Raw genomic sequence first — 23,367 nt, 5'->3', positions numbered from 1 at the left:
TTTTGAATAGTATATATTATTTGCTTAGAAAGAGTAGATTGCAGCTAAAGCAAAAGTTGCTAAGCTATCAGAAGCAGCTCCATCACTATCAGTGAAACCATCTTTTAAGCTGTCTAATCTAAATTCTGGCTTTAAGATTAAGTTATCTACAGAGTAGCTACCTGTAAGAGTAAAAGCAGTAACACCATCTATATCTAAATCGCCTATTCCAGTTACGTCATCAACAACAGATTGGAAGTATTCAGCTCTTAATCCGATAGAAAAAGCATCAGAAGCAGCTATTTGTGGGTAAAGAGCAACACCATAAAATCCTGTAGTAGCGTCAAGTTCAACACCACCAACTTCTGCAGTACCATTTGAATTAGTATCATAAGCAGCGTTTATTCCTAAGAAAAAAGAATCAGATATATCAAATCCACCAGTAAAATCGATCTCAGTTCCTAAACCACCATTTTTACCGCTATCATAGTAGAAGTTTAAATATTGACCGTAAAAACCTAACTGAGCTCCAAAAGAATACTCTCCAGTTCCTGATATATCATTTGTATCCCATGGGTTCATTACGCCAACCATTAAGCTAAAATCATCAGATAAAGCAAAATCAGCTTTAAGACCCATATGAGAGAAAGGCCCGTTAGAGAATAAATAAGAAGTACTGTAGTTAAAGTTTGCTTGTGGAGCAATTACTTCATACCCTAAGAACGTGTTAAAACGACCCATTGTTAAGGTAGTTTTATCAGAAACATTCCAGTAAACATAGGCTTGGTTTACAATACCATCTACAATATCTGTGTTAAAAGTTGCACCAGCACCTCTTGGTCCTACAACGATATCAAGTACGGCACCAACTTTACCAGCATCATAACTAGCAATTAAGTTACCCATACCTAAAGCAAAACCAGTTTGGTTTGCAAAAGCAGTTCCTGGGTCTGTAGAAGCTGCGCCTGCATCATTAAAAGCAGTTCTATAATAAGCGTCAACACTACCACTTATTTCTAATTTTGGTGCTTCTTCCGCTGCTTCTTCATCCTGAGCAAAAGTATTTACAGTTGCTACTAGCATTAATGCAGAAGCAAATATATTTTTTACGTACTTTGTGTTTGTAATTGTTTTCATAATTCAAATAATTTGTTTGTCCGTGTTTGACTAATTTGGACGTTATAAATTTAGTTTCAGTTGTTTTGTGATATGATTATGTAACGGAGTGTTCTGCAAAACACTCCGTTTGTTTTTTTAGTGTTGGTTCATTCTAAAGTCAGAATAAGCATCCATACCATGTTCGTGTATGTCTAATCCTTCTAATTCTTCTTCTTTAGAAACTCTTAATCCTAGAGTAGCTTTAAGTGCACCAAGTATAATTCCTGAAGTTACTATGCAGAAACCACCTACTATAAGGACACCATATAATTGTGTTAAGAATTGGTCAAATCCTGCCATACTTCCAAAGATACCTACTGCTAAAGTTCCCCATATACCACATATAAGGTGTACTGCAATAGCACCTACTGGATCGTCTAATTTTAATTTATCAACTAAGGCAACACCTAGTACAATTATGATACCTGCTAAGAAGCCAATAACAACAGCTTCGTTAGGAGACATTAAATCTGCTCCAGCAGTAATACCAACTAATCCTCCTAAAATTCCATTCAAGAACATAGTTAAATCTAAGTTTTTGTATAGTACTGTTGATGTAATGAATGCTCCAAACCCACCAGCAGCAGCAGCTAAACTTGTAGTAACTAGTACTAAAGATGTTAATTCTGGGTCTGCAGAAAGAACAGATCCACCGTTAAATCCAAACCATCCTAACCACAATATAAGAACACCAGCAGTTGCAAGTGGAATATTGTGTCCTGGTATTGCTTTTGGTTTTCCGTCGCTTCCAAATTTTCCAATTCTAGAACCTAATAGTGATACAGCAACTAAAGCTGCCCAGCCACCTACAGAGTGTACTAATGTAGAACCTGCAAAATCATAGAATCCCCATGTATCTAAGAATCCTCCACCCCATTTCCAAGCTCCTACAATAGGGTAAACAAGACCTACGTAGATAACTGTGAAAATCATGAAAGAACCAATTTTTATTCTTTCAGCAACTGCACCAGATACTATAGTTGCAGCTGTAGCAGCAAACATTCCTTGAAATAAGAAATCTGTCCACCATGTGTATCCACCATCTGCATAAGCAGCTGTCATTCCTCCTTCAGGAGCTCCAATTCCAAAACCTGCAAATTTTAAAATTCCCATATCTCCGTCTTCAAAACCTGGGTACATTAAGTTAAATCCCCATGCATAATAAAGAAGAAGGCCTCCTGTAATAATAAAGATATTTTTAAATAAAATATTTATTGTATTTTTTTGTCTTGTTAAGCCAATTTCTAAAAAGGCAAAACCTGTGTGCATAAAGAATACTAGCGCTGTTGCTAGCATCATCCATACGTTATTGGCTGTAAATAATCCTGCGTCCATATTTAATAATTTTTAGTTGTTTGGTTTTTTTTAGTTGATTCCGGCGTGACCGCTTTCTTTGGTTCTAATTCTATATGCCTCCACTATGTCGGATACAAATATTTTACCATCACCTACATTACCTGAGTAAGCAGCTTCTAATAATGTTTCAACCGTTTTAGTTAAAAAATCATCAGATACTACTATAGATAGATGTCTTCGTTGAATGTCTGTGGTGCTATAAGAAATTCCACGATAAACGTGTCCTTGTTTTTCGTTACCTACACCGGTTACGTCCCAGTAACTAAAAAAGTTTACCTCTATTTGATGTAATGCTTCTTTAACATCATCAAACTTTGATTTTCTGATAATTGCTTCGATTTTTTTCATAATTCGTTTGTTGTTTACGTTGCCAAATATATGTTAAAATGAACTACCCCCTAAAAAAATAGGGGGTAGTTTTGTAATTTTTATATTTATGATAATTATATCCCTATTATTTTATGGGTATGATATTTATTGCATATAAATATCTGAGATATAATATTTAGTGTTTGTGAAAAAGCAGATTTACGGCAGTAATGATAGCTTTTTTTTAGTTTTATTGTCATATTCGCAATAAAGTAAGCTGTTAATCTATAATTATTAGTTTACTTAGTTGTGTAAAATATATGTGAAGTAAGGGATTTATAGTTTAGTTAGCCATAAACCAAGAGCAATAGCTAATAAACCAACGGCAAAACTTAATAGGGTGTATAGTGTAAAAAAGAGAAAATCTCCACTTTTTATAAAAGAATGACTTTCAAATGCAAATGTAGAAAAGGTTGTAAATCCACCACAAAAACCAGTAGTTAATAATAAGGTATGATTTTGTGAAAGTAAATTGTTTTTAAAAGACATTCCTAATACAATACCTATAAGTAAGCAACCTATTATATTAACTAAGAATGTTCCTAAAAAAAAGTTTTGAAAATACGAGTTGAAAATTTTAGAGATAAAATATCTAAGAACACTGCCTATTCCACCTCCCAAAAATACAAGTAGCATATTATTCATACCGTAAAGGTATAAATTCTAGATTGCTTTTTTGTAATTTGAATTTGCTAAATCTATTGGATAAATTTTAGTTTTGGAAATGTCAGATATTTCCTTCCCTATAGATTTAGGTTTTTGGTTAATATTCTTAAGACTAAAAAGCATTATTATTGCATTTAGTCCTACTAGTAATAAAAGAATTGTAAAAAATGTCATCACTTATGTATTTTGCCCCTGTTAAATGAATAACGCAAAATTACGTTGTTTGTTGTATTTCAAGGGTTAAAATGCAAAAATGTTGTGAATAGGTGCATTTTTGTGGTGTATGTAATTTTAGAGTTAAAATTTAAGCATAAACTTAATACAGAAAAGTATTACTAAGAATATGGCAAAGGTTATAGCTACCCATTTAACGCCTTTGTAGTTTTTGGCGTGTAAATTTTTGTCTTTTATGTAGGAAAAAGCAATTATAGCAATAAAAGATACTGCAAAAAGAGCTGCAAAAACAAGTTGCCCTGTACTAAACATATTTTTATATTTTTACACAAATCTAAGGGAAAACTATAAAATAAAAATATGAAAGATAAAATTGCTGCAGTAGAGTTATTTCACAAATCTTTTGGTTTGGGTATACTACATGAAAATAAGGCAGACTTAGGAGAAGCAAAAAATTTACTTCGTTTTAATTTAATGGACGAAGAAAATAAAGAATATTTAGAAGCTGCTAGTAATAATGATATGGTGGAAGTAGCTGATGCTTTAGGGGATATGTTATATATATTATGTGGAACTATTTTAGAGCACGGCATGCAATATAAGATTGAAGAGGTCTTTGAAGAAATTCAAAGAAGTAATATGAGTAAGCTTGGTGCGGATGGTAAACCTATATATAGAGAAGACGGTAAAGTGCTTAAAGGGCCAAATTATTTTAAACCCAATATTAAAGAAATTCTTGAAAATTAAAAAAGGGAGCCATTAAGCTCCCTTTTTTTGAATATTATTGTAATAATTAAACTTTATAACGCCATCCAAAAGGGTCTTCGGCTTTGTTATATTGTATGTCTGTAATACGTTTTTTTAATTTAGTTGCCATACTATCTTCATTTTCTGGCAAATCATAATCTACATCTCTATAGCCAAAAGTAGCAATAGGAGAAATTACTGCAGCAGTACCTGCTCCAAACATTTCTTTAAGAGAACCATCTTTAGCGGCAGCTATAACTTCCGCAACAGTTATTTTTCTAACTTCAGTTTTAATGTTTTCGTCTTTAGCTATTTCTAAAATACTTTTTCTAGTAATACCATCTAAAATTCTATCACTTGTTGGTCCAGTAATGAGGGTGTCATTAATACGAATAAAGATATTCATTGCTCCAGCTTCCTCTATGTACTCATGCGTATTGTCATCAGTCCAAATTACTTGATTGTAGCCTTTAGCAACTGCTAATTGTGTTGGGTAAAATTGCCCAGCATAGTTACCACCAGCTTTAGCAAAACCAACACCACCATTTGCAGATCTAGAATATTTTTCTTCTATTAATACTTTCACTTTTCCAGAAAAATATGCACCAGAAGGAGCGCAAGAAATAATAAACTTATATTCATTTGCAGGGGAAGCATGAAAACCTTGACCCGTTGCAAAAATAAATGGTCTAATATATAAGGAACTTCCTTCGTTTTTAGGAATCCATTGTTCATCTACTTTTAGAAGCGTTTTTAAACCTTCCATAAAATAATCTTCCGGTATTTCTGGAATAGCCATACGCTTAGCAGAAACATTAAGTCTTTTCTGGTTTTCTAATGGCCTAAATAACCAGGTGTCATTATTTGCATCTTTATAAGCCTTCATACCTTCAAAAATAGATTGTCCGTAATGGAATATTTTTGAAGAAGGGTCTAAAACAATGGGCTGGTAAGGGATTACCTTAGGTGCTTCCCATTTTCCATTTTTATAATCACAGACCAACATATGATCAGCGAATACACTCCCAAAGGATAAATTATCAAAATCTACTTGATTAATTTTGGATTGCTTTACTTTCTCAATCGAAATTTTTTGTTCTGTAATGTTCATTGGAATAAGAATTAAAGAATAAAAATAGAAAATTTTACCATTTAGGCTTCCTTTTTTATTTAAAAATAATCAGTTTTGTAGTATTAAAATTGAATTTTAATAAATATGAATAGAATTAACATATTGTTTGTCTTATTCTTAGTGTTTTTTTCTGCTGCTGCGCAAGACGCAATAATAGATAAAAATAGCACTTATGATTATGATTTTTTTGGGGATAAGATAGATTCTGAAAAAGTAGTTACAAGTTCTTATGCTTTAAATAAATTTCAAGAAATTAATACTAATGATACGTTGGCATTAAAGTTTTCTGCTATAGTTACAGATGTTTGTAAGGTAAAAGGGTGTTGGATGAAATTAGATTTAGGTGATAACCAAGAGGCAATGATTCGTTTTAAAGAGTATAGTTTTTTTGTTCCTAAAGATATTACAGGAAAAGAAGTAATTGTTAATGGCTTAGCGTTTGTTAAGGAAACGAGTGTTAAAGAGCAACAGCATTATGCTTTAGATGCTGGGGAGTCTAAAGAGGAAATAGCTAAAATTACTACAGCTAAGAAAACATATAGCTTTATAGCCAATGGAGTTTTACTAAAAAAATAATTTGAAGAGAGAAATAATTATTACAGGAGACGGCTCTAAGACTATTCATATTCCAGAATGGAATGAGCAATACCACTCTAAACATGGAGCAATACAAGAGGCTTACCATGTTTTTATAAAAAACGGGTTATCATTATTTTCTAATAGTGAAATAACTATTTTAGAGATTGGTTTTGGCACAGGTTTAAATGCTTTAATTACGAATATTGAGTCTAAAAAAACGAATTTAAAAGTTAATTATACAGGGGTAGAGAGGTATCCGGTTTCTTTAGAGGAATTACAGTCTTTAAATTATTTAGAAGAGTTAAATGCAACTAAAGAAAAATTGTTTTTTAATAAAATGCATACTTCGGAATGGGGTGTTACAGTTCAAATTTCTGATGATTTTAGTTTATTAAAAGAACAAAAGGATTTTTCAGAAATTAAAAATACAAATGCTTTTAATTTAATTTATTTTGATGCTTTTGGTGCTCGTGTACAACCAGAGTTGTGGACTGAAGAAATTTTTAAAATTATGTATGATTCTCTAAAAGAAGATGGGTATTTAGTAACCTATTCTGCTAAGGGAAGTGTTAGGAGAGCAATGCAATCTGTAGGCTTTGTGGTAGAAAGGTTGCCTGGCCCTCCGGGAAAAAGAGAAATGCTAAGAGCTCAAAAGAAACTTTAAAAACATAGTACACTAAATATTCTTATGTTTATTGTTAAAACCAAATTAAAATTACCTAGATAGTAATTAAAACTATATACCTTTAGAATATGAAAGTTTTAATTACAGGAGCAACAGGATTGGTAGGTAAGGAGATTGTTAAACAATGTCTTGAAAATTCTATTGCGGTAAACTATCTAACAACTTCAAAACAAAAAATAGTTGCTAAAGAAGGCTATAATGGCTTTTACTGGAATCCATCTTATAACGAGATAGATATTTCCTGTTTTAATGAGGTTACGGCAATTATAAATTTAGCAGGTAGTTCTATTGTAAAAAAATGGACAAGCAATAATAAAAAGGAAATTCTAGAGAGTAGACTAAATTCGCTAAAAACTTTACGTTTAGGATTAGATAAAGTAGATACTAGTTTAATAACGTCTTTTGTATCTGCTTCTGCAATAGGTATTTACCCAAATTCTATAACAAATTTCTATACAGAAAAAGAAAAAGCGGTAGATGAGAGTTTTCTTGGTAAAGTTGTTAATCTCTGGGAAAAAGAAGTGGATGCGTTTAAAGGGTATAATTTTAGTGTGTCTAAAGTTAGGATAGGTCTAGTAATGGCTAAAAATGGCGGCGCATTACCAATGTTAATTAAGCCAGTAAAATATTATTTAGGTTCTGCATTAGGGACAGGTAAGCAATGGCAATCTTGGATTCATGTTACCGATTTGGCTCGTATTTTTCTTTTTATTAGTAAAAATAAATTAAAAGGAGTGTATAATGGAGTAGGGCCTAATCCTGTTTCAAATACTAAATTGGTAAGTAAAATAGCAAGTGTTTTAAAAAAACCAATTTTCTTACCCAATGTTCCAAAATTTATTATGTATTTGGTACTAGGAAAAATGGCTTATTTATTATTTGTTAGTCAGCGAGTTAGTAGTAAAAAAATAGAAAAAGAAGGCTTTGTTTTTAAATATTCTAATGTGTGTTTAGCATTAGAAAAAATTACTTCATAGAAATTTAAAACTTTAAGACATAACTTCTTCTTTTTGTCTTCAATTATATATTTATAGAAAGTTGCGTGACATTTTGACATTTTTAAAGAATTGGCAGTACTTTTGCTTTTTTAAAAATTGCATATAAAAAGTGACTTAAAATGAGTAACAAAAGTAAAGAAGAAGAATTAGAAAATTCTGTTTCTGAAGCACAAGAAAATACTATAGAACAAGAAGAGCAAGAAGTGGCGCAGGAAGAAATTTCTGTAGAGGAGCAATTAAAAGAAGATTTATCTAAAGAAAAAGATAAGTTTTTACGTCTTTTTGCAGAGTTCGAAAATTATAAAAAAAGAACCTCTAAAGAGCGTATGGATTTGTTTAAAACGGCTGGGCAAGAAGTACTTGTTTCTTTATTACCTGTTTTAGATGATTTTGATAGAGCTTTAAATGAACTTTCTAAGTCTGATGATAAAGAAACCTTTAAAGGAGTAGAGCTAATTAGCGGAAAGTTAAAAGAAACTTTAAAATCTAAAGGCTTAAATGCAATGGATGTTAAAAAAGGTGATGCTTTTGATGCAGAAATGCATGAAGCAATTACCCAAATACCAGCTCCAGAGAAAAAGTTAAAAGGAAAAATTATTGATGTTATTGAAAAGGGGTTTACTCTTGGAGATAAGATTATACGTCATCCAAAAGTTGTTGTTGGTAACTAAATAAAGGTATGAAAGAAGATTATTACGACATATTAGGGGTGACTAAAAATGCTACTGCGGCAGAAATAAAAAAGGCCTACCGTAAAAAAGCAATACAACATCACCCAGATAAAAACCCTGGTGACGCTAAGGCAGAAGAATTATTTAAGAAATCTGCAGAGGCTTATGAGGTATTAAGTGATGCAGATAAAAAAGCGAGATATGATCAATTTGGTCATGCTGCTTTTGAAGGTGGTGCCGGAGGAGGTGGCGGCTTCGGTGGTGGTATGAATATGGATGATATCTTTAGTCAATTTGGAGACATTTTTGGCGGCGGAGGTTTTGGTGGTTTTGGCGGTTTTGGCGGTGGAGGCGGCCAACGTAGAGTAAAGGGAAGCAACCTTAGAATCCGTGTTAAACTTACTTTAGAAGAAGTAGCTAATGGTGTAGAGAAAAAAGTTAAAGTTCGAAGAAAAAAACAAGCAGAAGGAGTTACTTATAAAACTTGTGGAACTTGTGGAGGACGTGGACAAGTAACTAAAATACAAAACACCATTTTAGGAAGAATGCAAACTTCTGCGGCTTGTAGTACTTGTGGAGGTAGCGGACAAATAATAGATAAAAAACCAAGCGGAGCAGATGCGCAAGGTTTAATAGTAGATGAGGAAACAGTTTCTATTGCTATTCCTGCAGGAGTAGAAGAAGGAATGCAGTTAAAAGTTACAGGAAAAGGAAATGATGCACCAGGAAATGGTGTGCCAGGAGATTTATTAGTAGCTATAGAAACTATAGATCATGATACTTTAAAGAGAGAAGGAGATAATTTACACTACGATTTATACATAAGTATTTCAGAAGCAGTATTAGGAACCTCTAAAGAGATAGATGCTGTAGGTGGTCAAGTACGCATTAAATTAGAAGCAGGAATACAATCTGGTAAAATTTTACGCTTACGAGGTAAAGGAATATCTAGTATTAATGGGTATGGTAGTGGAGATTTGTTAGTACATGTAAATGTATGGACTCCAAAAGAGTTAAATAAAGAACAGAAAGAGTTTTTTGAGCGTATGAGGAACAATGATAATTTTGAGCCTAAGCCAGAAAAATCCGATAAATCTTTTTTTGAAAAAGTCAAGGATATGTTCTCCTAACTGCGTTTTATTATCCTTAATTAAAAAAACGTATATTTGAGATATATTGATTTTGTCAATATAAATTTTCTTTTTCATAGCAATTTTTTTCCCATCCTTGAATTTATTTTAAGGGTGGGTTTCTTTTTTAGCGCAAATTCTCTTAAACTTTTAACAAAAAATCATAAAAAAGAATACGGTTTAAAGCAATTATATATCTTTGGTAAAAAGGCTTACATGAATAATATTTTGGTTACTAAAGAGGTTACCAAACATTTTGGAAAACATATTGCTTTACATAATGTTTCCTTAGAAATTCCTAGAAATAGTATTTACGGGCTTCTTGGTCCAAATGGAGCAGGAAAAACTACACTTATACGTATAATAAATCAAATTACACACCCAGATAAAGGAAGTGTTTTTTTTGATGGTGAAAAACTAAAAGCAGAACATATTGCTCAGATAGGATACTTGCCAGAAGAAAGAGGTTTGTATAAAAGCATGAAGGTAGGGGAGCAAGCATTATATTTAGCGCAACTAAAAGGTTTGTCTAAGTCTGAGGCTAAAAAGAGACTTAAATTCTGGTTTGAGCGTTTAGAAATAGGTAATTGGTGGGATAAAAAAATACAAGAATTATCTAAAGGAATGGCACAAAAAATACAATTTATTGTAACTGTACTGCATGAGCCTAAACTACTTATTTTTGACGAACCTTTTAGTGGTTTTGATCCTATAAATGCAAACATTATAAAAGATGAAATTTTAAAACTAAAAGAAAAAGGTACTTCTATTATTTTTTCTACGCATAGAATGGAGTCCGTAGAAGAATTGTGTGAATATATTGCTCTAATACACAAATCACAAAAAATATTAGACGGCAAACTATCCGATATTAAAAAAGCATATAAAAATAATGTTTATAAAATAGGAATGCAGGTTCTTAATGGAGAAGCTTTATTGGGAGAATTATCTGGTAAATTTAAAATTAGTGCGTCAGACTATAACACAGTTGAACAACAGTTAGATTTTACAATGCAGTTTCCAGGGAAGGAGACTGGGGAAATACTATCTTATTTAGCATCAAAAGGAAACATAAACAGTTTTGTAGAAACAATACCTTCTGCAAATGAAATTTTTATAAAAACTGTTCAAAGTAAAAATAATAATGAATAAATTATTTTTAATAATTAAAAGAGAATATATAGCAAAAGTGCGTAATAAATCTTTTGTTGTTATGACGTTTTTAAGCCCTATTCTCATGGTAGGAATGGGGGTTTTAATAGCTTATTTAACTAAGATTAATGATAATGAAAAAAGTATTGTAGCGCTATTAAATGAAAGTGATTATTTTTCTAATGAGTTTTTAACTACAGAAGGAACTTCTTTTATTCATTTTAACGAAATTAATTTAGAGGCAGCTAAGGACTCTACATTAAAAATGGGGTATTCGGGCTTGTTGTATATACCTAAAGAGTCTAATTTAGAACAAGTAGTTGCGAGGTCTTTTTTTTATAGCGAAAAATCTCCAAATACAAGTTTAATTAGCCGTTTAGAGCTTGTTTTTCGGGATAGACTAAGAGAAAAGAGATTGCAAAATCTGGGAGTGTCTACAAAAGACTTTTCTGCTTTAAAAGTTAATTACGCTATTAATACAGCTACTTTTAATGGCAAACAAAACGTAAAAGGAATTAATGAGATTAAGGCAGTTATAGGAGGGGCTTTTGGGTACCTTATAATGATGTTTATTATAATCTATGGTGGTTTTGTTATGCGAAGTGTAATTGAAGAGAAAACAAGTAGGATTATAGAAATTATTATTTCATCCGTAAAGCCTTTTCAATTAATGTTAGGTAAAATTCTTGGAACATCTTTAGCAGGAATAACGCAATTCATAATTTGGATACTACTAGGGTCTCTATTAATGTTAATAGCTTTGTTTTTTTTAGACATTGAGTTTTCTGCTTTACAAAACGGAGCAGAATTAGCCGCAAGTATAAATACAGCAATACCAACTGTAGATCAAACTATGCAAGTATACGCTCAAGAATTATTAGATATACCCTGGTTTACGTTGATTTCTTTTTTTATAATATATTTTCTTTTAGGGTATTTAATTTACAGTTCTATATATGCAGCTATCGGTGCTGCAGTAGATAATGAGACGGATACGCAACAATTTATATTTCCAATTATATTACCTTTAATGTTGGCTATTTATGTTGGTTTTTTCTCGGTCTTTAGTAACCCTCATGGCCCTATTGCTGTAGGTTTTTCAATTTTCCCATTAACATCCCCTATTGTTATGTTAATGAGATTGCCAAGTGGTATAGGAGAAGGGGGCGTGCCTTTGTGGCAGTTATTAACATCTATATTGCTATTAATAATAACTTTTATTGGGATTGTATGGCTGGCATCTAAAATATACAGAGTTGGTATTTTAATGTACGGTAAAAAACCTACCTACAAAGAAATATTTAATTGGTTAAAATATTAGAATGGATAAGTTAGTAGATTTCTTTAGCGGAATAAAAGATTTTTTAGCATTAGAAATTTATTCTAGTGATAGTGGACATATTACAATAAGTACATTATTAACTATTGTAATTGCAATAATTATTGTTACCTATTTACTTAAATTAATTCACAAGTTAGTAACGGTAAAACTTCCAGAAGAAGACCAAAATAAGTTTCAGAGTATTTTTGGGTTCTTAAAGTACCTTTTTTATATAATGACAGTTCTTACCATATTACACTCTTCTGGTATTAACTTAACAGTATTATTAACTGCCTCTGCAGCACTGTTTGTTGGGTTAGGTTTTGCATTACAATATCTTTTTCAAGATATAATTTCTGGAATTTTAATCATTTTGGATCAATCTTTGCACGTAGGAGATATTATAGAAGTGGAAAATAAAGTTGGGCGGGTTTTTGAAATACGATTACGTACTACAAGAGCCTTAACACGAGATGATAAAGTAATTGTAATTCCTAATCATAAATTTTTAACGGATAGTATTTATAATTATACGCAAAATCATAAAACTACTAGAGAAATGGTGAAAGTGGGAGTTTCTTATGGTAGTGATGTGGATTTGGTGACAAAGCTTTTATTAGAAGTTGTAACGGAAGAAAAATCTTTATTAAATAGTCCTAAGCCTTTTGTACAATTTGAGGATTTTGGGGATAGTGCATTATTATTTTCTGTCCATTTTTACATTAAAGATAGTTTTAATGCGCCAGGCTTAAAAAGTAAGGTTAGGTATGGAATAAATACTAAATTTAAGGAGAATAATATAAGTATCCCTTTTCCGCAAAGAGATATTCATATTATAACAAAGAATTAAAAGTAATAGCGTGTTTTGCATAGATTAATGAAGTAGAGTAGTATATGAATAAGGTTTTTTATTTTTTTATTTTTTTTATTTTTCATTTTTTGAGCTATTCACAAACTCCAGATGTTTTTAGAGTAGAGTATATGCTATTACCTAAGACTGATGTTGGTAATAGAACATCTAGGATTAAATTAGTAGCTAATGTTCCTATTAAAGTATTAAAAAAAGATGTGCTAGTTGTAGGAGCAGAATATAATCAATACGATTATGAAATACCATCTACATTAACGGTTCAGGTCCAAGAAGCCTTAGCAAAGTTTTATGTGGTAGATTTAAATTTTGGATATGTTCTTAAATGGAATGATGATTGGAGGTTTATAGGTTTAGTAACCCCTAGATGGGCTTCAAATTTTTCCATAGAATTTGATAAAAAAGATTTTAAAATAAACGTAACAGCAGGAGCTTTTAAAGAAAAAAAAGATATTGAAAAACCATTTAGATTGGTATTGGGTTTGTCCTATAATAATACATCGTCTGTACGAGTGCCATTACCGTTTGTATATTATGAAAAAAGATTTCATAAAAACTGGTCGTACACATTAGGAGTCCCAAAAACTGGCTTAAAGTATTTTCTAAAGAAGGATCATTTTTTTCAAACGGAATTAATTTTAGATGGGTATTATGTAAATATTCAGAATGATATTTTGTTAGATGATAATAGCACTTCAACAGATGTTTCATCTACTTCTTTTTTAGCAACTATTGGCTACCAACATAAGATTACTAAAGATATTTCAGTATATCTTATGGGAGGACATAGTATAATACAAAATGGATCGTTAAGAGATACAGATAGGAATAGTGTATTTATATTAAATAATAAGCCTGGTTTGTATTTTAGAACAGGAATAAGAATAGGAATTTAAACAAAGAATATGTCAAAAATATTAGTTATTGAAGACGAATCGTCTATTAGAAGAGTTCTAGTTAAGATATTATCAGAAGAAAATGATGGGTATGTAGTAGAAGAGGCTGAAGACGGTTTACGAGGCATAGAGATTCTTAAAAATAAAGATTACGACCTTGTACTTTGCGATATAAAAATGCCAAAAATGGATGGTGTTGAGGTTTTAGAGGCCGCAAAAAAAATAAAACCAGAAATTCCTTTTATCATGATATCTGGTCATGGAGATTTAGATACAGCAGTTAATACAATGCGTTTAGGGGCTTTTGATTATATTTCTAAACCGCCAGATTTAAATAGACTTTTAACTACCGTTCGTAATGCTTTAGATCGTAAAGAGTTAGTAGTAGAAAATAAAAAACTGAAGAAAAAAGTTAGTAAAAACTACCAAATGATTGGGGATAGTGATGAAATATCTGCAATAAAAGATATGATAGAAAAAGTAGCTCCTACAGATGCAAGAGTTTTAATAACGGGTTCTAATGGTACGGGTAAAGAGTTAGTTGCACATTGGTTGCACGAAAAAAGTCCAAGAAGTGCTTCACCATTTATAGAAGTAAATTGTGCGGCAATACCATCAGAACTAATAGAAAGTGAGTTGTTTGGCCATGTAAAAGGAGCTTTTACTTCTGCAGTAAAAGATAGAGCAGGTAAATTTGAAGCTGCAAATAAAGGAACTATTTTTCTAGACGAAATAGGTGATATGAGTTTGTCTGCACAGGCAAAGGTATTACGAGCTTTACAGGAAAGTAAAATTTCTAGAGTTGGTACAGATAAGGATATTAAAGTAGATGTAAGAGTATTAGCGGCAACAAATAAGGATTTAAAAAAGGAAATAGCAGAAGGTAACTTTAGAGAAGATTTATACCATAGACTAGCTGTAATTCTTATAAAAGTTCCTGCTTTAAATGACCGAAGGGAAGATATTCCATTATTAATATCTCACTTTGTAAAAAAAATAACTTCGGAACAAGGTATTGCAACTAAAACTTTTTCAGATAAAGCTATTAAGTTGTTAAAAAGTTACGATTGGACAGGGAATATTAGAGAGCTACGAAATGTTGTAGAACGTTTAATTATTCTTGGAGGGATTGAGGTTACAGAAGAAGATGTAAAACTATTTGCCAGCAAATAAGCTGTGCTAATTACAATTGTTTAATTGCTCTATAGCATTTGCAGTAATTTCTTTAGTACGTAAATTATAATATTTTTTACCTTCAGATAAATTAGGTTTAAGTAATTGTTGCTCACAATGTTCAAAAATGTGAGTAGCATAGCTTAGTGCTTTTTTACAATCTACAGTTTCTATTATTTTTTGCAAAGAATTTTCATACGCAAATAAGGTAGAATCTATTTTTTTCTCTAATAAAATGCCTTTAGGAGCAGCCAAAGATTTATTTTTTTTGCTAACATCTAGGGTGTTTACTTCTAAAACATCACTAGCATAATCACTATTATGTAACTCGTGTTTTTCTAAAGCCTCTAGACTTCCTATTGTTTTTTCTAAAGAACGGTTTAGCAATATTCGCGTACTTCTTATAGTAGTAGCTCTAGTAGCTAAAACTAAATCTTTAAAACTATCTTCTATGCTAGTTGCAGCATAATCACAGCCGCAGTTGTTTAATTGTTTTTTTGTTTTTTCAATAGCCTTTATGGCTTTATAGGCATGATAGCGTGCAATATTAATATCATTTTTATTAATAGCCTTTTGTGTTTCGGTTTTTACAAAACCAATATTAGAACCTGCATATTCGCATGGTTTACTAAGCTTAAAAGAAGAAAATAAGCAAAGTGTTATAGTAAGTAAAATAAAGTATGAATACTTCATAGTAAAATTAGTTTAAATGTAAAATTTGGGTTATTACAATGTAAAAATACATATAGTTACCTCATTAGAAATAGATTTTCGATGGAATGCAAATTAATATCGTTGATCCTGATAAATGGAAAGTTTTAGTAGATAAAAGGATATTTAAAACAACATTTTTTACCTTTAAAAAAATAACTAATACACAATTTAGTAATATGCATAATATAAAATCAGAAACTTATTTAGCAAAAAAAAGCACAGCAATTAAAAATATAGATACCTATGAAAATTTTAATGTAACAGATAAAGAATTAAAAAAGGATTTAAAATCAATTAGGAGAGATTTAGGGGAATTGCAAGATGTTTTTTATGCGCACGATAAGTATAGTGTGTTAATTTGTCTGCAAGGAATGGATACTTCTGGTAAAGACAGTTTAATAAGAGAAGTATTTAAAGATTTTAATGTTAGCGGGGTAGAAGTACATAGTTTTAAGGTTCCTACAGATTTAGAACGAAGTCATAATTATTTATGGAGACATTATATAGCATTACCAGCAAAAGGAACCTTTGGGGTTTTTAATAGAACGCATTATGAGAATGTTTTAGTAACAAGGGTTCACCCAGAATATATTTTAGGAGAGCATATACCAGGAATAGATAGCGTAGATGATATAAATCAAGAATTTTGGGATAGAAGATTTAGGCAGATTAATGATTTTGAGAAAAATTTAGCAGAAAATGGTACTATTATTTTTAAGTTTTTCTTAAACCTTTCTAAAGAAGAACAAAGACAAAGGTTATTACGAAGATTAGCAATAAAGGAAAAGCATTGGAAATTTTCGCCAGGAGACTTAAAAGAACGTAAATTATGGGATGCTTATCAGGATTGTTATGAGGAAGCAATACTTAATACAAATAAAGAGCATGCTCCATGGTATATAATACCTGCGGATAATAAAAAAGGTGCAAGGGTAATTGTAGCAAGTATCTTATTACAAGAGTTAAAAAAATACAAAGATGTGGTAGAGCCAGCTTTAGATAGTAAAATAATGGCTAATTTAGAGGATTACGAAAATCAATTAAATAATGAAAAATAACTTTCTCATACTAATACTATTCTCTGTATTTGTTAGTAATGCGCAAACAGCAGATGAAAAACAATTAAAAAATATTTATAATGCCTCATTAGTAAAGGGGCAAGGTTACGATTGGCTTAATTATCTTTCTAACCAAATAGGAGGAAGGTTATCTGGTTCTATACAAGCACAAAAAGCAGTAGAGTATACAAAGAAAGAATTAGACTCTTTAGGTTTAGATAGGGTATGGTTACAATCCGTAATGGTTCCAAAATGGGTGAGAGGTACTCCTGAATTTGCTTATTTTGAAACATCACCAGGAGAAACTACAAACGTTCCAATTTGTGCATTAGGAGGTTCTGTAGCTACAGCACAGAAAGGTGTAAAAGCAAATATAATAGAGGTTAAAGGGATTGAAGATTTAAAAGCGTTAGGGAAAGAAAATATAGAAGGAAAAATAGTTTTTTATAATAGGCCAATGGAGCCAACATTAATAAGCACATTTCATTCTTATTCCGGTTGTGTAGACCAGCGTTATTCCGGTGCAGAAGAAGCTGGGAAATATGGAGCTGTTGGCGTAATTGTAAGATCGGTTAATTTACGTTTAGACGATTTTCCACATACTGGTTCTATGAGTTATGGAGATACTCCAGTAACTAATAGAGTCCCTGCAGCAGCTATAAGTACCAATGGAGCAGAATTATTAAGTACAACTTTAAAACTTAACCCAGATATAAAATTCTATTTTAAGCAAAATTGCAAGCAGTATAAGGATGTAGAATCTTTTAATGTTATAGGAGAAATAAAAGGAACCACTTACCCAAATGAAATTATGATAGTGGGCGGCCATTTAGATTCTTGGGATTTAGGAGATGGTTCTCATGATGATGGAGCTGGAGTAGTGCAAAGTATGGAGGTATTACGTTTACTAAAGGAAACAGGGTACAAACCAAAACGTACTATACGGGTAGTTTTATTTATGAATGAAGAAAACGGTTTGCGTGGTGGTAATAAATATGCTGAGGTAGCAAAAAGCAAAAAGGAAAATCATGTTTTTGCATTGGAAAGTGATGCAGGCGGATTTACGCCAAGAGGTTTTTCTTTTGATTGTTCAGATGCAAATTTTAAACAAGTAGAAAGTTGGAAAAAATTATTTGAACCATATTTAATTCACATGTTTGTACGAGGAGGAAGTGGTGCAGATGTAGGTCCTCTAAAAAATGAAAACATAGTATTGGCTGGGTTAAGACCAGATTCTCAAAGATATTTTGACCACCACCATGCAGAGAATGATACATTTGAGCACGTAAATAAAAGAGAATTACAACTTGGCGCAGCAACAATGGCAAGCTTAGTTTATCTTTTTGATACTTACGGAGTAAAGATGCTGCCAAAAATTAAAGGCTAGCATTACTAACTAAAATTTAGAATAGGATTCTAAGGTAATTGCTGTAATAGCGTGGTAAAAACTTTTAAAAATTAGTATCTTTGCCGCTCATATAAAAATAGCATTATGCAAGACGGCATTTACGCAAAATTCAATACAACTAAAGGTGAGATATTAGTAAAACTCACACATGATAAAACCCCAGGAACTGTAGGTAACTTTGTTGCTTTAGCAGAGGGTAAAATGGAAAACTCAGCAAAATCTGCAGGAGAAGCTTATTATGATGGTTTAAGTTTTCATAGAGTAATTCCAGATTTTATGATACAAGGTGGTTGTCCACTAGGTACTGGAACAGGAGACGCTGGTTATAAATTTGATGACGAGTTTCATCCAGACTTAAATCATAGTGAGCCAGGAGTTTTATCTATGGCAAATGCTGGGCCTGGTACAAATGGAAGTCAATTTTTTATAACACACGTTCCAACACCATGGTTAGATAATAAGCATACGGTTTTTGGTAATGTAGCTGCAGGACAAGAAGTGGTTGATGCTGTAGCGCAAGGAGATAAAATTGACAGTTTAGAGATTGTACGTGTAGGTGAAGAAGCAAAAGCTTGGGATGCTTTACAGGCTTTTAAAACTTTTGCAAGTTCTGGTGAAGAAAGAAAAGCAGCTGAAAAGGCAAGACAAGCAGCAGAGTTAGATAAAGTTGCAGCTGGTTTTGATCAAACAGAAAGTGGTTTACGTTACAAAATGATTCAAAATGGTTCTGGAGCGCAAGCTGAAAGTGGAAAGAAAGTATCTGTACACTATGAAGGTTCTTTATTAAGCGGTCAAGTTTTTGACTCTTCTTATAAGCGTAATGAACCAATAGATTTTCAATTAGGAATAGGACAAGTAATTCCAGGATGGGATGAAGGTATTGCTTTATTAAAAGTAGGAGATAAAGCGCGTTTTGTTATTCCTTCTAATTTAGCGTATGGTAGTGCAGGAGCAGGTGGTGTTATACCACCAGATGCTACTCTAATTTTTGACGTAGAGTTAATGGGTGTAGGATAAAATCCTCATTCTACAATATATAAAGGCCCTTTTCTTTACTGGAAAAGGGTTTTTTTATATGATTTTTTTAGACTTTTTCTGTTTTTTAAAACTGAGAATAAAAAAAATACAGTTTAATAGTAAAAGAAAAAATACAATACCAAAGAAAGTTGTCATAAGTAAAAATTAAGGGAATCAAATTTTTAGTTGTTTTTTATAAAACAACAGGGCCAGTAAAAACCCTACTTACTATTCTTTATTTTTTTGCTTTACCTACACTAAAAAAGAGAAGTACTGCATTAATAAAAAGTAATACAAACAAAATGGAAAAAAAAGTTGTCATAAATATAAGTTTAGTTCTTTGGGGAACTTATTACGTTTTAATACTTAGATAAATAAATTATAAAAGGTTGCGTAATTATATTGATAAAATATAAAAGAAGCTTATTTCTTACATTTTTGATTATTAAAAAAGAAAAACCCAAACATATTTGTTTGGGTTTTTACTATAAAAAAGTTAAAATCGTTACCTAGTCAACTACTTTCACATTAACGGCGTTTAATCCTTTTTTACCTTGTTGTAGTTCAAATTCTACAACATCACCTTCACGAACTTCATCGATCAAGCCAGAAATGTGTACAAAGTGATCTTCGTTTGAACCATCTTCAGTGATGAAACCATAACCTTTGGAATCGTTGAAGAATTTTACTGTTCCTTTACTCATAATACAAATATTAAATAATTATTAAAGCGCAAATATACTGCTAAATTATTAAATGTAAGATTTTTAGTAAGTTATCTTTAGGTTATCAATGTTTTATGGTATAAATATTTTAAGAATTAGCATTTTTTTTTATTAATACCACTCTGTAGTTTTAATTTTTCTGCTTTAAGTGCTGTGAATAAGTTAGATAACTTTTCTTTGACCGAATTTCTAATAAGAATATGTAGTCCTAATTTTAAATTACCTTTTCTAATAGCATGCTTCATCTCAACATCAACATGGTTTAATTAAGTTGCTTTTCTATAAGTTGTTTAATATTTGTAGGATTTGTTCTGTTTACTTTTATAGAATCACAATTATTAAATTCTTTAAACTTTTTTAGCTCTTTAGATAGAGTTATAGAAAATTCATCAATTTTTTTAAGCGAAGGTTCTAAAACTAAATTGTTAATGTGTAATGTTTTATCTTTTCTATTCGCTTTACAGTCCATTCGCGCAGCAAATTTACCATCCCATAAAATTGGCAATGAAAAGTAGCCGTATTTTCGTTTAGCTTCAGGAATATAGCATTCTATTAAGTAATTAAAATTAAATAAATCTTGCATTCGTTTACGCTGTATAAGTAAATTGTCAAAAGGAGATAATATTTTTAATTTACTACGGTATAGAGGTTTATTAAGTAAGTTTATAGTATTAGGTAGCATGTAATATATTTTGTTATTTACATTGCATTTAATTATTTCATTACTAAGAAGCATTTCTTTTAAAGCTTTAGTAATATTAGGTTTTATATTTTTTAGTAAGTATGCTATTTCATTACTTTGAGCAAGTCCGTTTGCATTTAAATACTTTTTAATTAAAAATCGGGCGTAGTCTTCTGGAGACGGTAAACTGGTGTTTATATTTTCGGGTAAAACTCTTTCTGTAATATCGTAAACTTTATGGAAATTCTTGCGTGAAGAAATCATTAAATCTCCTTGCATAAATAAATACTCTAAGGCTTTTTTGGTTGGTTTTGTAGTCCAATCACCGTTCTTTTTTCCAGTATTTTCAAAATCTTTAGCCATTAAAGGTCCTTCCTTTTTAATACGTTCAAGAACCTGTTGCATTAGTTTTTTATTGGGATTATACCAGTGCTTTTGGGCTCCAATTGCTAAATCATTTTTTCTAGGAAGGCTATATTTATACTCTTTTATTGGTAAATAAGCTGCTGCATGAGACCAGTATTCAAAAACTTTTTTTTCTTTAATTAATTCTGATAGATGTGTAGTTTGATAACGAGGGTTTCTATTCCATAAGGTATGATGATGTGCGCGTTGAACAACAGAAATAGTGTCAATTTGTATATATCCAAGATGTTCAATAACATCTAATGTAGCAGGTAAAGAACTTCCAGTATTTTTTGCAGTTAGTACTTTTTGAGATAGCAATATAATTTTTTGGGCTTCTTTATTGGATAGAGTTTCTGTTTTTTTTACCTCCACATCTATAATACGTATTTAGTAAATATATCTTCTAAAACTTTTTCTGGATTATCGCAAATTCCGGAATGTGTTTTTGAGCTTTGTATTATTGTGCTTCTAGAAGCTGCTAACCATCTAAACCTATCGGATAGTTCTAACTTACCAATAGTACCAGCAGATGGAACTCCTTCGCATACTAGTTTCCATGCATTCAAGTAAGATTTTAGCATGTTTATATCTATCTCTTCAGAAAAAGCTTCTAATTTTTTTTGGTTAATGTTATATTTTATATCTAGAAATTTTTTTCGTTTAGAAAATAAAATTACCCCAACATTAAAAAATTCTTGCCGCTCTACTTTAGGTACAACTCGTATTATAGCATATTCAAACGTAACTCTATCTTGCATCTTCGGCTTCTTTAACTAGATTATCTAACATAGAAATTTTAGCATTTATATAAGATACATATGCAGCTCTCATTTGATCTGGAGAAAAAGAATCGATTTCATTTATTAACCATTCTTCTGGTATTAAAGAAATAACTTCTTCAATCTTTTCTTGGTTAATTTTATCTTTTATCTCTTTTGCTACGGATTGTAAATTATCAGCACGTTCTAAAAGAACGTGGTCTTTAATAAGGGGAAAAGTTTTAGTAAGGTGGTTTTCCCATTGGGGCCAATTATGATGAAAATAAAAACTAGCACCATTATCTATAATCCATAGCTCATTATTCCAATGTAATAGGTTGGTATTTTTTGCAGTTCGGTCTATGTTACTAATTATACTGTCTAATAAAACAACTTTAGACGCTGTTGTACCATCTATAGTAGAAACTAAAGGGTCATAAGTAATTGCGCTAGATAAATAATGCAATCCTAAATTTAGGCCAACACTAAATTTTAGTAAATCTTGAATTTCCTCATCGGGCTCTGTTTTACTAAAAGAATCATCTAGATTCATAAAGACAAGTTCTGGGACTTTTAAGCCTATAGCGCGAGCAAATTCTCCACCTAAAAGTTCTGCAATCAGGGCTTTTTTTCCTTGCCCAGCGCCTCTAAATTTTAAAACGTATAGAAAATCATCGTCTGCTTTAACAATGGCGGGTAGAGAACCACCTTCTCTTAGTGGTTTTATGTATTGTACAACATCTACTGTACGAATATCAATTTTGTTCATAATTACTAAGATACTATAATTGTATTTTTTAAAAGAAGAGGGGTAACTAATTTTAGTTACCCCTCTTTTTGTACTATTAAAATTATCTTTATTTAGTAGGGTCTGGTGTCATTCTTAAATAAGGCTTTATTTCGTTAACCCCTTTGCTAAATATTTCTTTCGCTTTTGAAGTAGGTATAGCCGGACTTACTACAACATCTTCTCCATTTTTCCAGTTTGCAGGAGTTGCAACTTTATGGTTTGCTGTAAGTTGTAAAGAATCTACAACTCTTAGTAATTCATAAAAATTACGACCTGTTGATGCTGGATATGTTAAAGTAAGTTTTACCGTTTTATCTGGAGCTATAATAAATACCGAACGTACCGTAAGCGTACTGTCTGCTTTAGGATGAATCATGTCATATAAATCGGATACTTTTTTATCTTCATCCGCTATAATAGGGAAGTTTACAGTGGTTTCTTGTACTTCATTAATATCTTTTATCCATTCTCTATGAGAGTCAGAACCATCTACACTTAATGCTAGCATTTTTACATTACGCTTGTCAAACTCTCCTTTAAAGTTAGAAGCTGTACCTAATTCTGTAGTACATACTGGAGTAAAATCTGCAGGGTGCGAAAATAAAATTCCCCAAGAGTCTCCTAAATATTTATATAAATTTATAGTTCCCATAGAACTATCTGCTGTAAAATCTGGGGCAGTATCGCCCAATCTTAATGTTGCCATATGTTCTTTATTTTTTAAATTATAAAAAAATTATCCTACAAAATTAC

General features: G+C 31.4%; 26 protein-coding genes. 14 read left to right on the top strand and 12 right to left on the bottom strand.

From position 1 onward, the window contains the following. Nucleotides 1–24: 24 nt before the first annotated feature. From Q0945_RS00800 to Q0945_RS00780, 5 genes are all read right to left on the bottom strand, one after another. A complete protein-coding gene (locus tag Q0945_RS00800; protein WP_299429806.1) occupies nucleotides 25–1,116 on the bottom strand; it encodes an outer membrane beta-barrel protein in 1,092 nt (363 codons plus the stop codon). Between the two features lie 117 nt (nucleotides 1,117–1,233). After that, nucleotides 1,234–2,472 carry an ammonium transporter gene (amt, locus tag Q0945_RS00795; RefSeq protein ID WP_299429804.1) on the bottom strand — a complete coding sequence of 413 codons (1,239 nt, stop codon included), beginning with the start codon at nucleotides 2,470–2,472 and terminating at the stop codon, nucleotides 1,234–1,236. Nucleotides 2,473–2,502: 30 nt separating this feature from the next. Beyond that, nucleotides 2,503–2,841, bottom strand: coding sequence for a P-II family nitrogen regulator (locus Q0945_RS00790; protein ID WP_299429802.1), 339 nt, complete (start codon nucleotides 2,839–2,841; stop codon nucleotides 2,503–2,505). Between the two features lie 297 nt (nucleotides 2,842–3,138). Then, nucleotides 3,139–3,507 (bottom strand): fluoride efflux transporter CrcB, encoded by a 369-nt coding sequence (crcB, locus tag Q0945_RS00785; RefSeq protein WP_299429800.1) that lies wholly within the window; start codon nucleotides 3,505–3,507, stop codon nucleotides 3,139–3,141. 18 nt (nucleotides 3,508–3,525) lie between these two features. Continuing rightward, nucleotides 3,526–3,702 carry a hypothetical protein gene (locus Q0945_RS00780; protein ID WP_170146751.1) on the bottom strand — a complete coding sequence of 59 codons (177 nt, stop codon included), beginning with the start codon at nucleotides 3,700–3,702 and terminating at the stop codon, nucleotides 3,526–3,528. 360 nt (nucleotides 3,703–4,062) lie between these two features. Between Q0945_RS00780 and Q0945_RS00770 the strand changes: the two genes are divergently transcribed. Further along, nucleotides 4,063–4,449 carry a nucleoside triphosphate pyrophosphohydrolase family protein gene (locus Q0945_RS00770; protein ID WP_299429794.1) on the top strand — a complete coding sequence of 129 codons (387 nt, stop codon included), beginning with the start codon at nucleotides 4,063–4,065 and terminating at the stop codon, nucleotides 4,447–4,449. A 46-nt stretch (nucleotides 4,450–4,495) separates the two neighbouring features. On the opposite strand, the gene Q0945_RS00765 is transcribed toward Q0945_RS00770, so the two are convergent. Continuing rightward, complete coding sequence (locus Q0945_RS00765; protein WP_299429792.1) at nucleotides 4,496–5,560, bottom strand: branched-chain amino acid aminotransferase; 1,065 nt, start codon at nucleotides 5,558–5,560, stop codon at nucleotides 4,496–4,498. Nucleotides 5,561–5,665: 105 nt separating this feature from the next. On the opposite strand from Q0945_RS00765, the gene Q0945_RS00760 reads away from it, so the two are divergent. From Q0945_RS00760 to Q0945_RS00715, 10 genes are all read left to right on the top strand, one after another. Beyond that, nucleotides 5,666–6,157, top strand: a complete 492-nt coding sequence (locus Q0945_RS00760; protein WP_299429790.1) for a DUF4920 domain-containing protein — start codon at nucleotides 5,666–5,668, stop codon at nucleotides 6,155–6,157. A 1-nt stretch (nucleotide 6,158) separates the two neighbouring features. Then, nucleotides 6,159–6,824, top strand: a complete 666-nt coding sequence (gene mnmD, locus Q0945_RS00755) for a tRNA (5-methylaminomethyl-2-thiouridine)(34)-methyltransferase MnmD (protein ID WP_299429788.1) — start codon at nucleotides 6,159–6,161, stop codon at nucleotides 6,822–6,824. 89 nt (nucleotides 6,825–6,913) lie between these two features. Then, nucleotides 6,914–7,822: a TIGR01777 family oxidoreductase gene (locus tag Q0945_RS00750; protein ID WP_299429786.1), complete on the top strand. Its 909-nt coding sequence runs from the start codon at nucleotides 6,914–6,916 to the stop codon at nucleotides 7,820–7,822. A 140-nt stretch (nucleotides 7,823–7,962) separates the two neighbouring features. Then, complete coding sequence (locus tag Q0945_RS00745) at nucleotides 7,963–8,514, top strand: nucleotide exchange factor GrpE (RefSeq protein WP_299429784.1); 552 nt, start codon at nucleotides 7,963–7,965, stop codon at nucleotides 8,512–8,514. Between the two features lie 8 nt (nucleotides 8,515–8,522). Further along, the gene (dnaJ, locus tag Q0945_RS00740; protein ID WP_299429782.1) at nucleotides 8,523–9,644 is read left to right on the top strand and encodes a molecular chaperone DnaJ; all 1,122 of its coding nucleotides are present in this window, start codon (nucleotides 8,523–8,525) and stop codon (nucleotides 9,642–9,644) included. Between the two features lie 216 nt (nucleotides 9,645–9,860). Further along, nucleotides 9,861–10,796, top strand: a complete 936-nt coding sequence (locus Q0945_RS00735; RefSeq protein ID WP_299429780.1) for an ATP-binding cassette domain-containing protein — start codon at nucleotides 9,861–9,863, stop codon at nucleotides 10,794–10,796. Then, entirely contained in the window at nucleotides 10,789–12,117 is a 1,329-nt protein-coding gene (locus Q0945_RS00730) for an ABC transporter permease (RefSeq protein WP_299429778.1), read from the top strand. The genes Q0945_RS00735 and Q0945_RS00730 overlap by 8 nt, the downstream gene beginning before the upstream one ends. A gap of 1 nt (nucleotide 12,118) precedes the next feature. Further along, entirely contained in the window at nucleotides 12,119–12,967 is an 849-nt protein-coding gene (locus Q0945_RS00725; protein WP_299429776.1) for a mechanosensitive ion channel domain-containing protein, read from the top strand. Nucleotides 12,968–13,056: 89 nt separating this feature from the next. Then, complete coding sequence (locus tag Q0945_RS00720; protein ID WP_299429774.1) at nucleotides 13,057–13,881, top strand: DUF6268 family outer membrane beta-barrel protein; 825 nt, start codon at nucleotides 13,057–13,059, stop codon at nucleotides 13,879–13,881. 9 nt (nucleotides 13,882–13,890) lie between these two features. After that, nucleotides 13,891–15,054: a sigma-54 dependent transcriptional regulator gene (locus tag Q0945_RS00715; RefSeq protein WP_299429772.1), complete on the top strand. Its 1,164-nt coding sequence runs from the start codon at nucleotides 13,891–13,893 to the stop codon at nucleotides 15,052–15,054. Between the two features lie 6 nt (nucleotides 15,055–15,060). Here the strand turns inward: Q0945_RS00715 and Q0945_RS00710 are convergent, their stop codons facing one another. Further along, a complete protein-coding gene (locus tag Q0945_RS00710; RefSeq protein ID WP_299429770.1) occupies nucleotides 15,061–15,747 on the bottom strand; it encodes a hypothetical protein in 687 nt (228 codons plus the stop codon). A gap of 197 nt (nucleotides 15,748–15,944) precedes the next feature. Here Q0945_RS00710 and Q0945_RS00705 point away from each other — a divergent pair, with 197 nt between their 5' ends. The 3 genes from Q0945_RS00705 to Q0945_RS00695 all read left to right on the top strand — a co-directional run bounded on the left by Q0945_RS00705 (nucleotide 15,945) and on the right by Q0945_RS00695 (nucleotide 19,251). Further along, nucleotides 15,945–16,826, top strand: coding sequence for a PPK2 family polyphosphate kinase (locus Q0945_RS00705; RefSeq protein ID WP_299430304.1), 882 nt, complete (start codon nucleotides 15,945–15,947; stop codon nucleotides 16,824–16,826). Then, a complete protein-coding gene (locus tag Q0945_RS00700; protein WP_299429768.1) occupies nucleotides 16,816–18,213 on the top strand; it encodes a M20/M25/M40 family metallo-hydrolase in 1,398 nt (465 codons plus the stop codon). The genes Q0945_RS00705 and Q0945_RS00700 overlap by 11 nt, the downstream gene beginning before the upstream one ends. Before the next feature lie 105 nt (nucleotides 18,214–18,318). Next, nucleotides 18,319–19,251, top strand: a complete 933-nt coding sequence (locus Q0945_RS00695; RefSeq protein WP_299429766.1) for a peptidylprolyl isomerase — start codon at nucleotides 18,319–18,321, stop codon at nucleotides 19,249–19,251. 509 nt (nucleotides 19,252–19,760) lie between these two features. Here the strand turns inward: Q0945_RS00695 and Q0945_RS00690 are convergent. The 5 genes from Q0945_RS00690 to Q0945_RS00670 all read right to left on the bottom strand — a co-directional run bounded on the left by Q0945_RS00690 (nucleotide 19,761) and on the right by Q0945_RS00670 (nucleotide 23,320). Beyond that, complete coding sequence (locus Q0945_RS00690) at nucleotides 19,761–19,955, bottom strand: cold shock domain-containing protein (protein WP_013304911.1); 195 nt, start codon at nucleotides 19,953–19,955, stop codon at nucleotides 19,761–19,763. A gap of 283 nt (nucleotides 19,956–20,238) precedes the next feature. Beyond that, complete coding sequence (locus Q0945_RS00685; RefSeq protein ID WP_299429764.1) at nucleotides 20,239–21,438, bottom strand: crosslink repair DNA glycosylase YcaQ family protein; 1,200 nt, start codon at nucleotides 21,436–21,438, stop codon at nucleotides 20,239–20,241. 2 nt (nucleotides 21,439–21,440) lie between these two features. After that, entirely contained in the window at nucleotides 21,441–21,824 is a 384-nt protein-coding gene (locus Q0945_RS00680) for a DUF3037 domain-containing protein (RefSeq protein ID WP_299429762.1), read from the bottom strand. Then, nucleotides 21,814–22,593: a HipA family kinase gene (locus Q0945_RS00675; RefSeq protein WP_299429760.1), complete on the bottom strand. Its 780-nt coding sequence runs from the start codon at nucleotides 22,591–22,593 to the stop codon at nucleotides 21,814–21,816. Before Q0945_RS00675 ends, Q0945_RS00680 begins: the two co-directional genes overlap by 11 nt. Before the next feature lie 88 nt (nucleotides 22,594–22,681). Continuing rightward, nucleotides 22,682–23,320 carry a peroxiredoxin gene (locus Q0945_RS00670; protein ID WP_299429758.1) on the bottom strand — a complete coding sequence of 213 codons (639 nt, stop codon included), beginning with the start codon at nucleotides 23,318–23,320 and terminating at the stop codon, nucleotides 22,682–22,684. Nucleotides 23,321–23,367: the final 47 nt, after the last annotated feature.

Origin of the sequence: uncultured Maribacter sp. (assembly GCF_947500405.1) — a bacterium.
Taxonomy (GTDB): Bacteria; Bacteroidota; Bacteroidia; order Flavobacteriales; family Flavobacteriaceae; genus Maribacter_B.
The sequence above is the reverse complement of the archived record's forward strand: the minus strand, read 5'-3'. Positions and strand labels throughout refer to the sequence as shown.

Excerpts from the sequence above, each read along its gene's own strand:
- Q0945_RS00730 (WP_299429778.1), top strand. The coding sequence starts at position 10,789 with ATGAATAAATTATTTTTAATAATTAAAAGAGAATATATAGCAAAAGTG.
- Q0945_RS00765 (WP_299429792.1), bottom strand. The coding sequence starts at position 5,560 with ATGAACATTACAGAACAAAAAATTTCGATTGAGAAAGTAAAGCAATCC.
- Q0945_RS00690 (WP_013304911.1), bottom strand. The coding sequence starts at position 19,955 with ATGAGTAAAGGAACAGTAAAATTCTTCAACGATTCCAAAGGTTATGGT.
- Q0945_RS00675 (WP_299429760.1), bottom strand. The coding sequence starts at position 22,593 with ATGAACAAAATTGATATTCGTACAGTAGATGTTGTACAATACATAAAA.
- Q0945_RS00715 (WP_299429772.1), top strand. The coding sequence starts at position 13,891 with ATGTCAAAAATATTAGTTATTGAAGACGAATCGTCTATTAGAAGAGTT.
- Q0945_RS00705 (WP_299430304.1), top strand. The coding sequence starts at position 15,945 with ATGCATAATATAAAATCAGAAACTTATTTAGCAAAAAAAAGCACAGCA.
- Q0945_RS00680 (WP_299429762.1), bottom strand. The coding sequence starts at position 21,824 with ATGCAAGATAGAGTTACGTTTGAATATGCTATAATACGAGTTGTACCT.
- Q0945_RS00800 (WP_299429806.1), bottom strand. The coding sequence starts at position 1,116 with ATGAAAACAATTACAAACACAAAGTACGTAAAAAATATATTTGCTTCT.
- Q0945_RS00725 (WP_299429776.1), top strand. The coding sequence starts at position 12,119 with ATGGATAAGTTAGTAGATTTCTTTAGCGGAATAAAAGATTTTTTAGCA.
- Q0945_RS00780 (WP_170146751.1), bottom strand. The coding sequence starts at position 3,702 with ATGACATTTTTTACAATTCTTTTATTACTAGTAGGACTAAATGCAATA.
- Q0945_RS00670 (WP_299429758.1), bottom strand. The coding sequence starts at position 23,320 with ATGGCAACATTAAGATTGGGCGATACTGCCCCAGATTTTACAGCAGAT.
- Q0945_RS00750 (WP_299429786.1), top strand. The coding sequence starts at position 6,914 with ATGAAAGTTTTAATTACAGGAGCAACAGGATTGGTAGGTAAGGAGATT.
- Q0945_RS00735 (WP_299429780.1), top strand. The coding sequence starts at position 9,861 with ATGAATAATATTTTGGTTACTAAAGAGGTTACCAAACATTTTGGAAAA.
- Q0945_RS00760 (WP_299429790.1), top strand. The coding sequence starts at position 5,666 with ATGAATAGAATTAACATATTGTTTGTCTTATTCTTAGTGTTTTTTTCT.
- Q0945_RS00790 (WP_299429802.1), bottom strand. The coding sequence starts at position 2,841 with ATGAAAAAAATCGAAGCAATTATCAGAAAATCAAAGTTTGATGATGTT.
- Q0945_RS00710 (WP_299429770.1), bottom strand. The coding sequence starts at position 15,747 with ATGAAGTATTCATACTTTATTTTACTTACTATAACACTTTGCTTATTT.
- dnaJ (WP_299429782.1), top strand. The coding sequence starts at position 8,523 with ATGAAAGAAGATTATTACGACATATTAGGGGTGACTAAAAATGCTACT.
- Q0945_RS00745 (WP_299429784.1), top strand. The coding sequence starts at position 7,963 with ATGAGTAACAAAAGTAAAGAAGAAGAATTAGAAAATTCTGTTTCTGAA.
- Q0945_RS00700 (WP_299429768.1), top strand. The coding sequence starts at position 16,816 with ATGAAAAATAACTTTCTCATACTAATACTATTCTCTGTATTTGTTAGT.
- Q0945_RS00695 (WP_299429766.1), top strand. The coding sequence starts at position 18,319 with ATGCAAGACGGCATTTACGCAAAATTCAATACAACTAAAGGTGAGATA.
- Q0945_RS00770 (WP_299429794.1), top strand. The coding sequence starts at position 4,063 with ATGAAAGATAAAATTGCTGCAGTAGAGTTATTTCACAAATCTTTTGGT.
- crcB (WP_299429800.1), bottom strand. The coding sequence starts at position 3,507 with ATGAATAATATGCTACTTGTATTTTTGGGAGGTGGAATAGGCAGTGTT.
- amt (WP_299429804.1), bottom strand. The coding sequence starts at position 2,472 with ATGGACGCAGGATTATTTACAGCCAATAACGTATGGATGATGCTAGCA.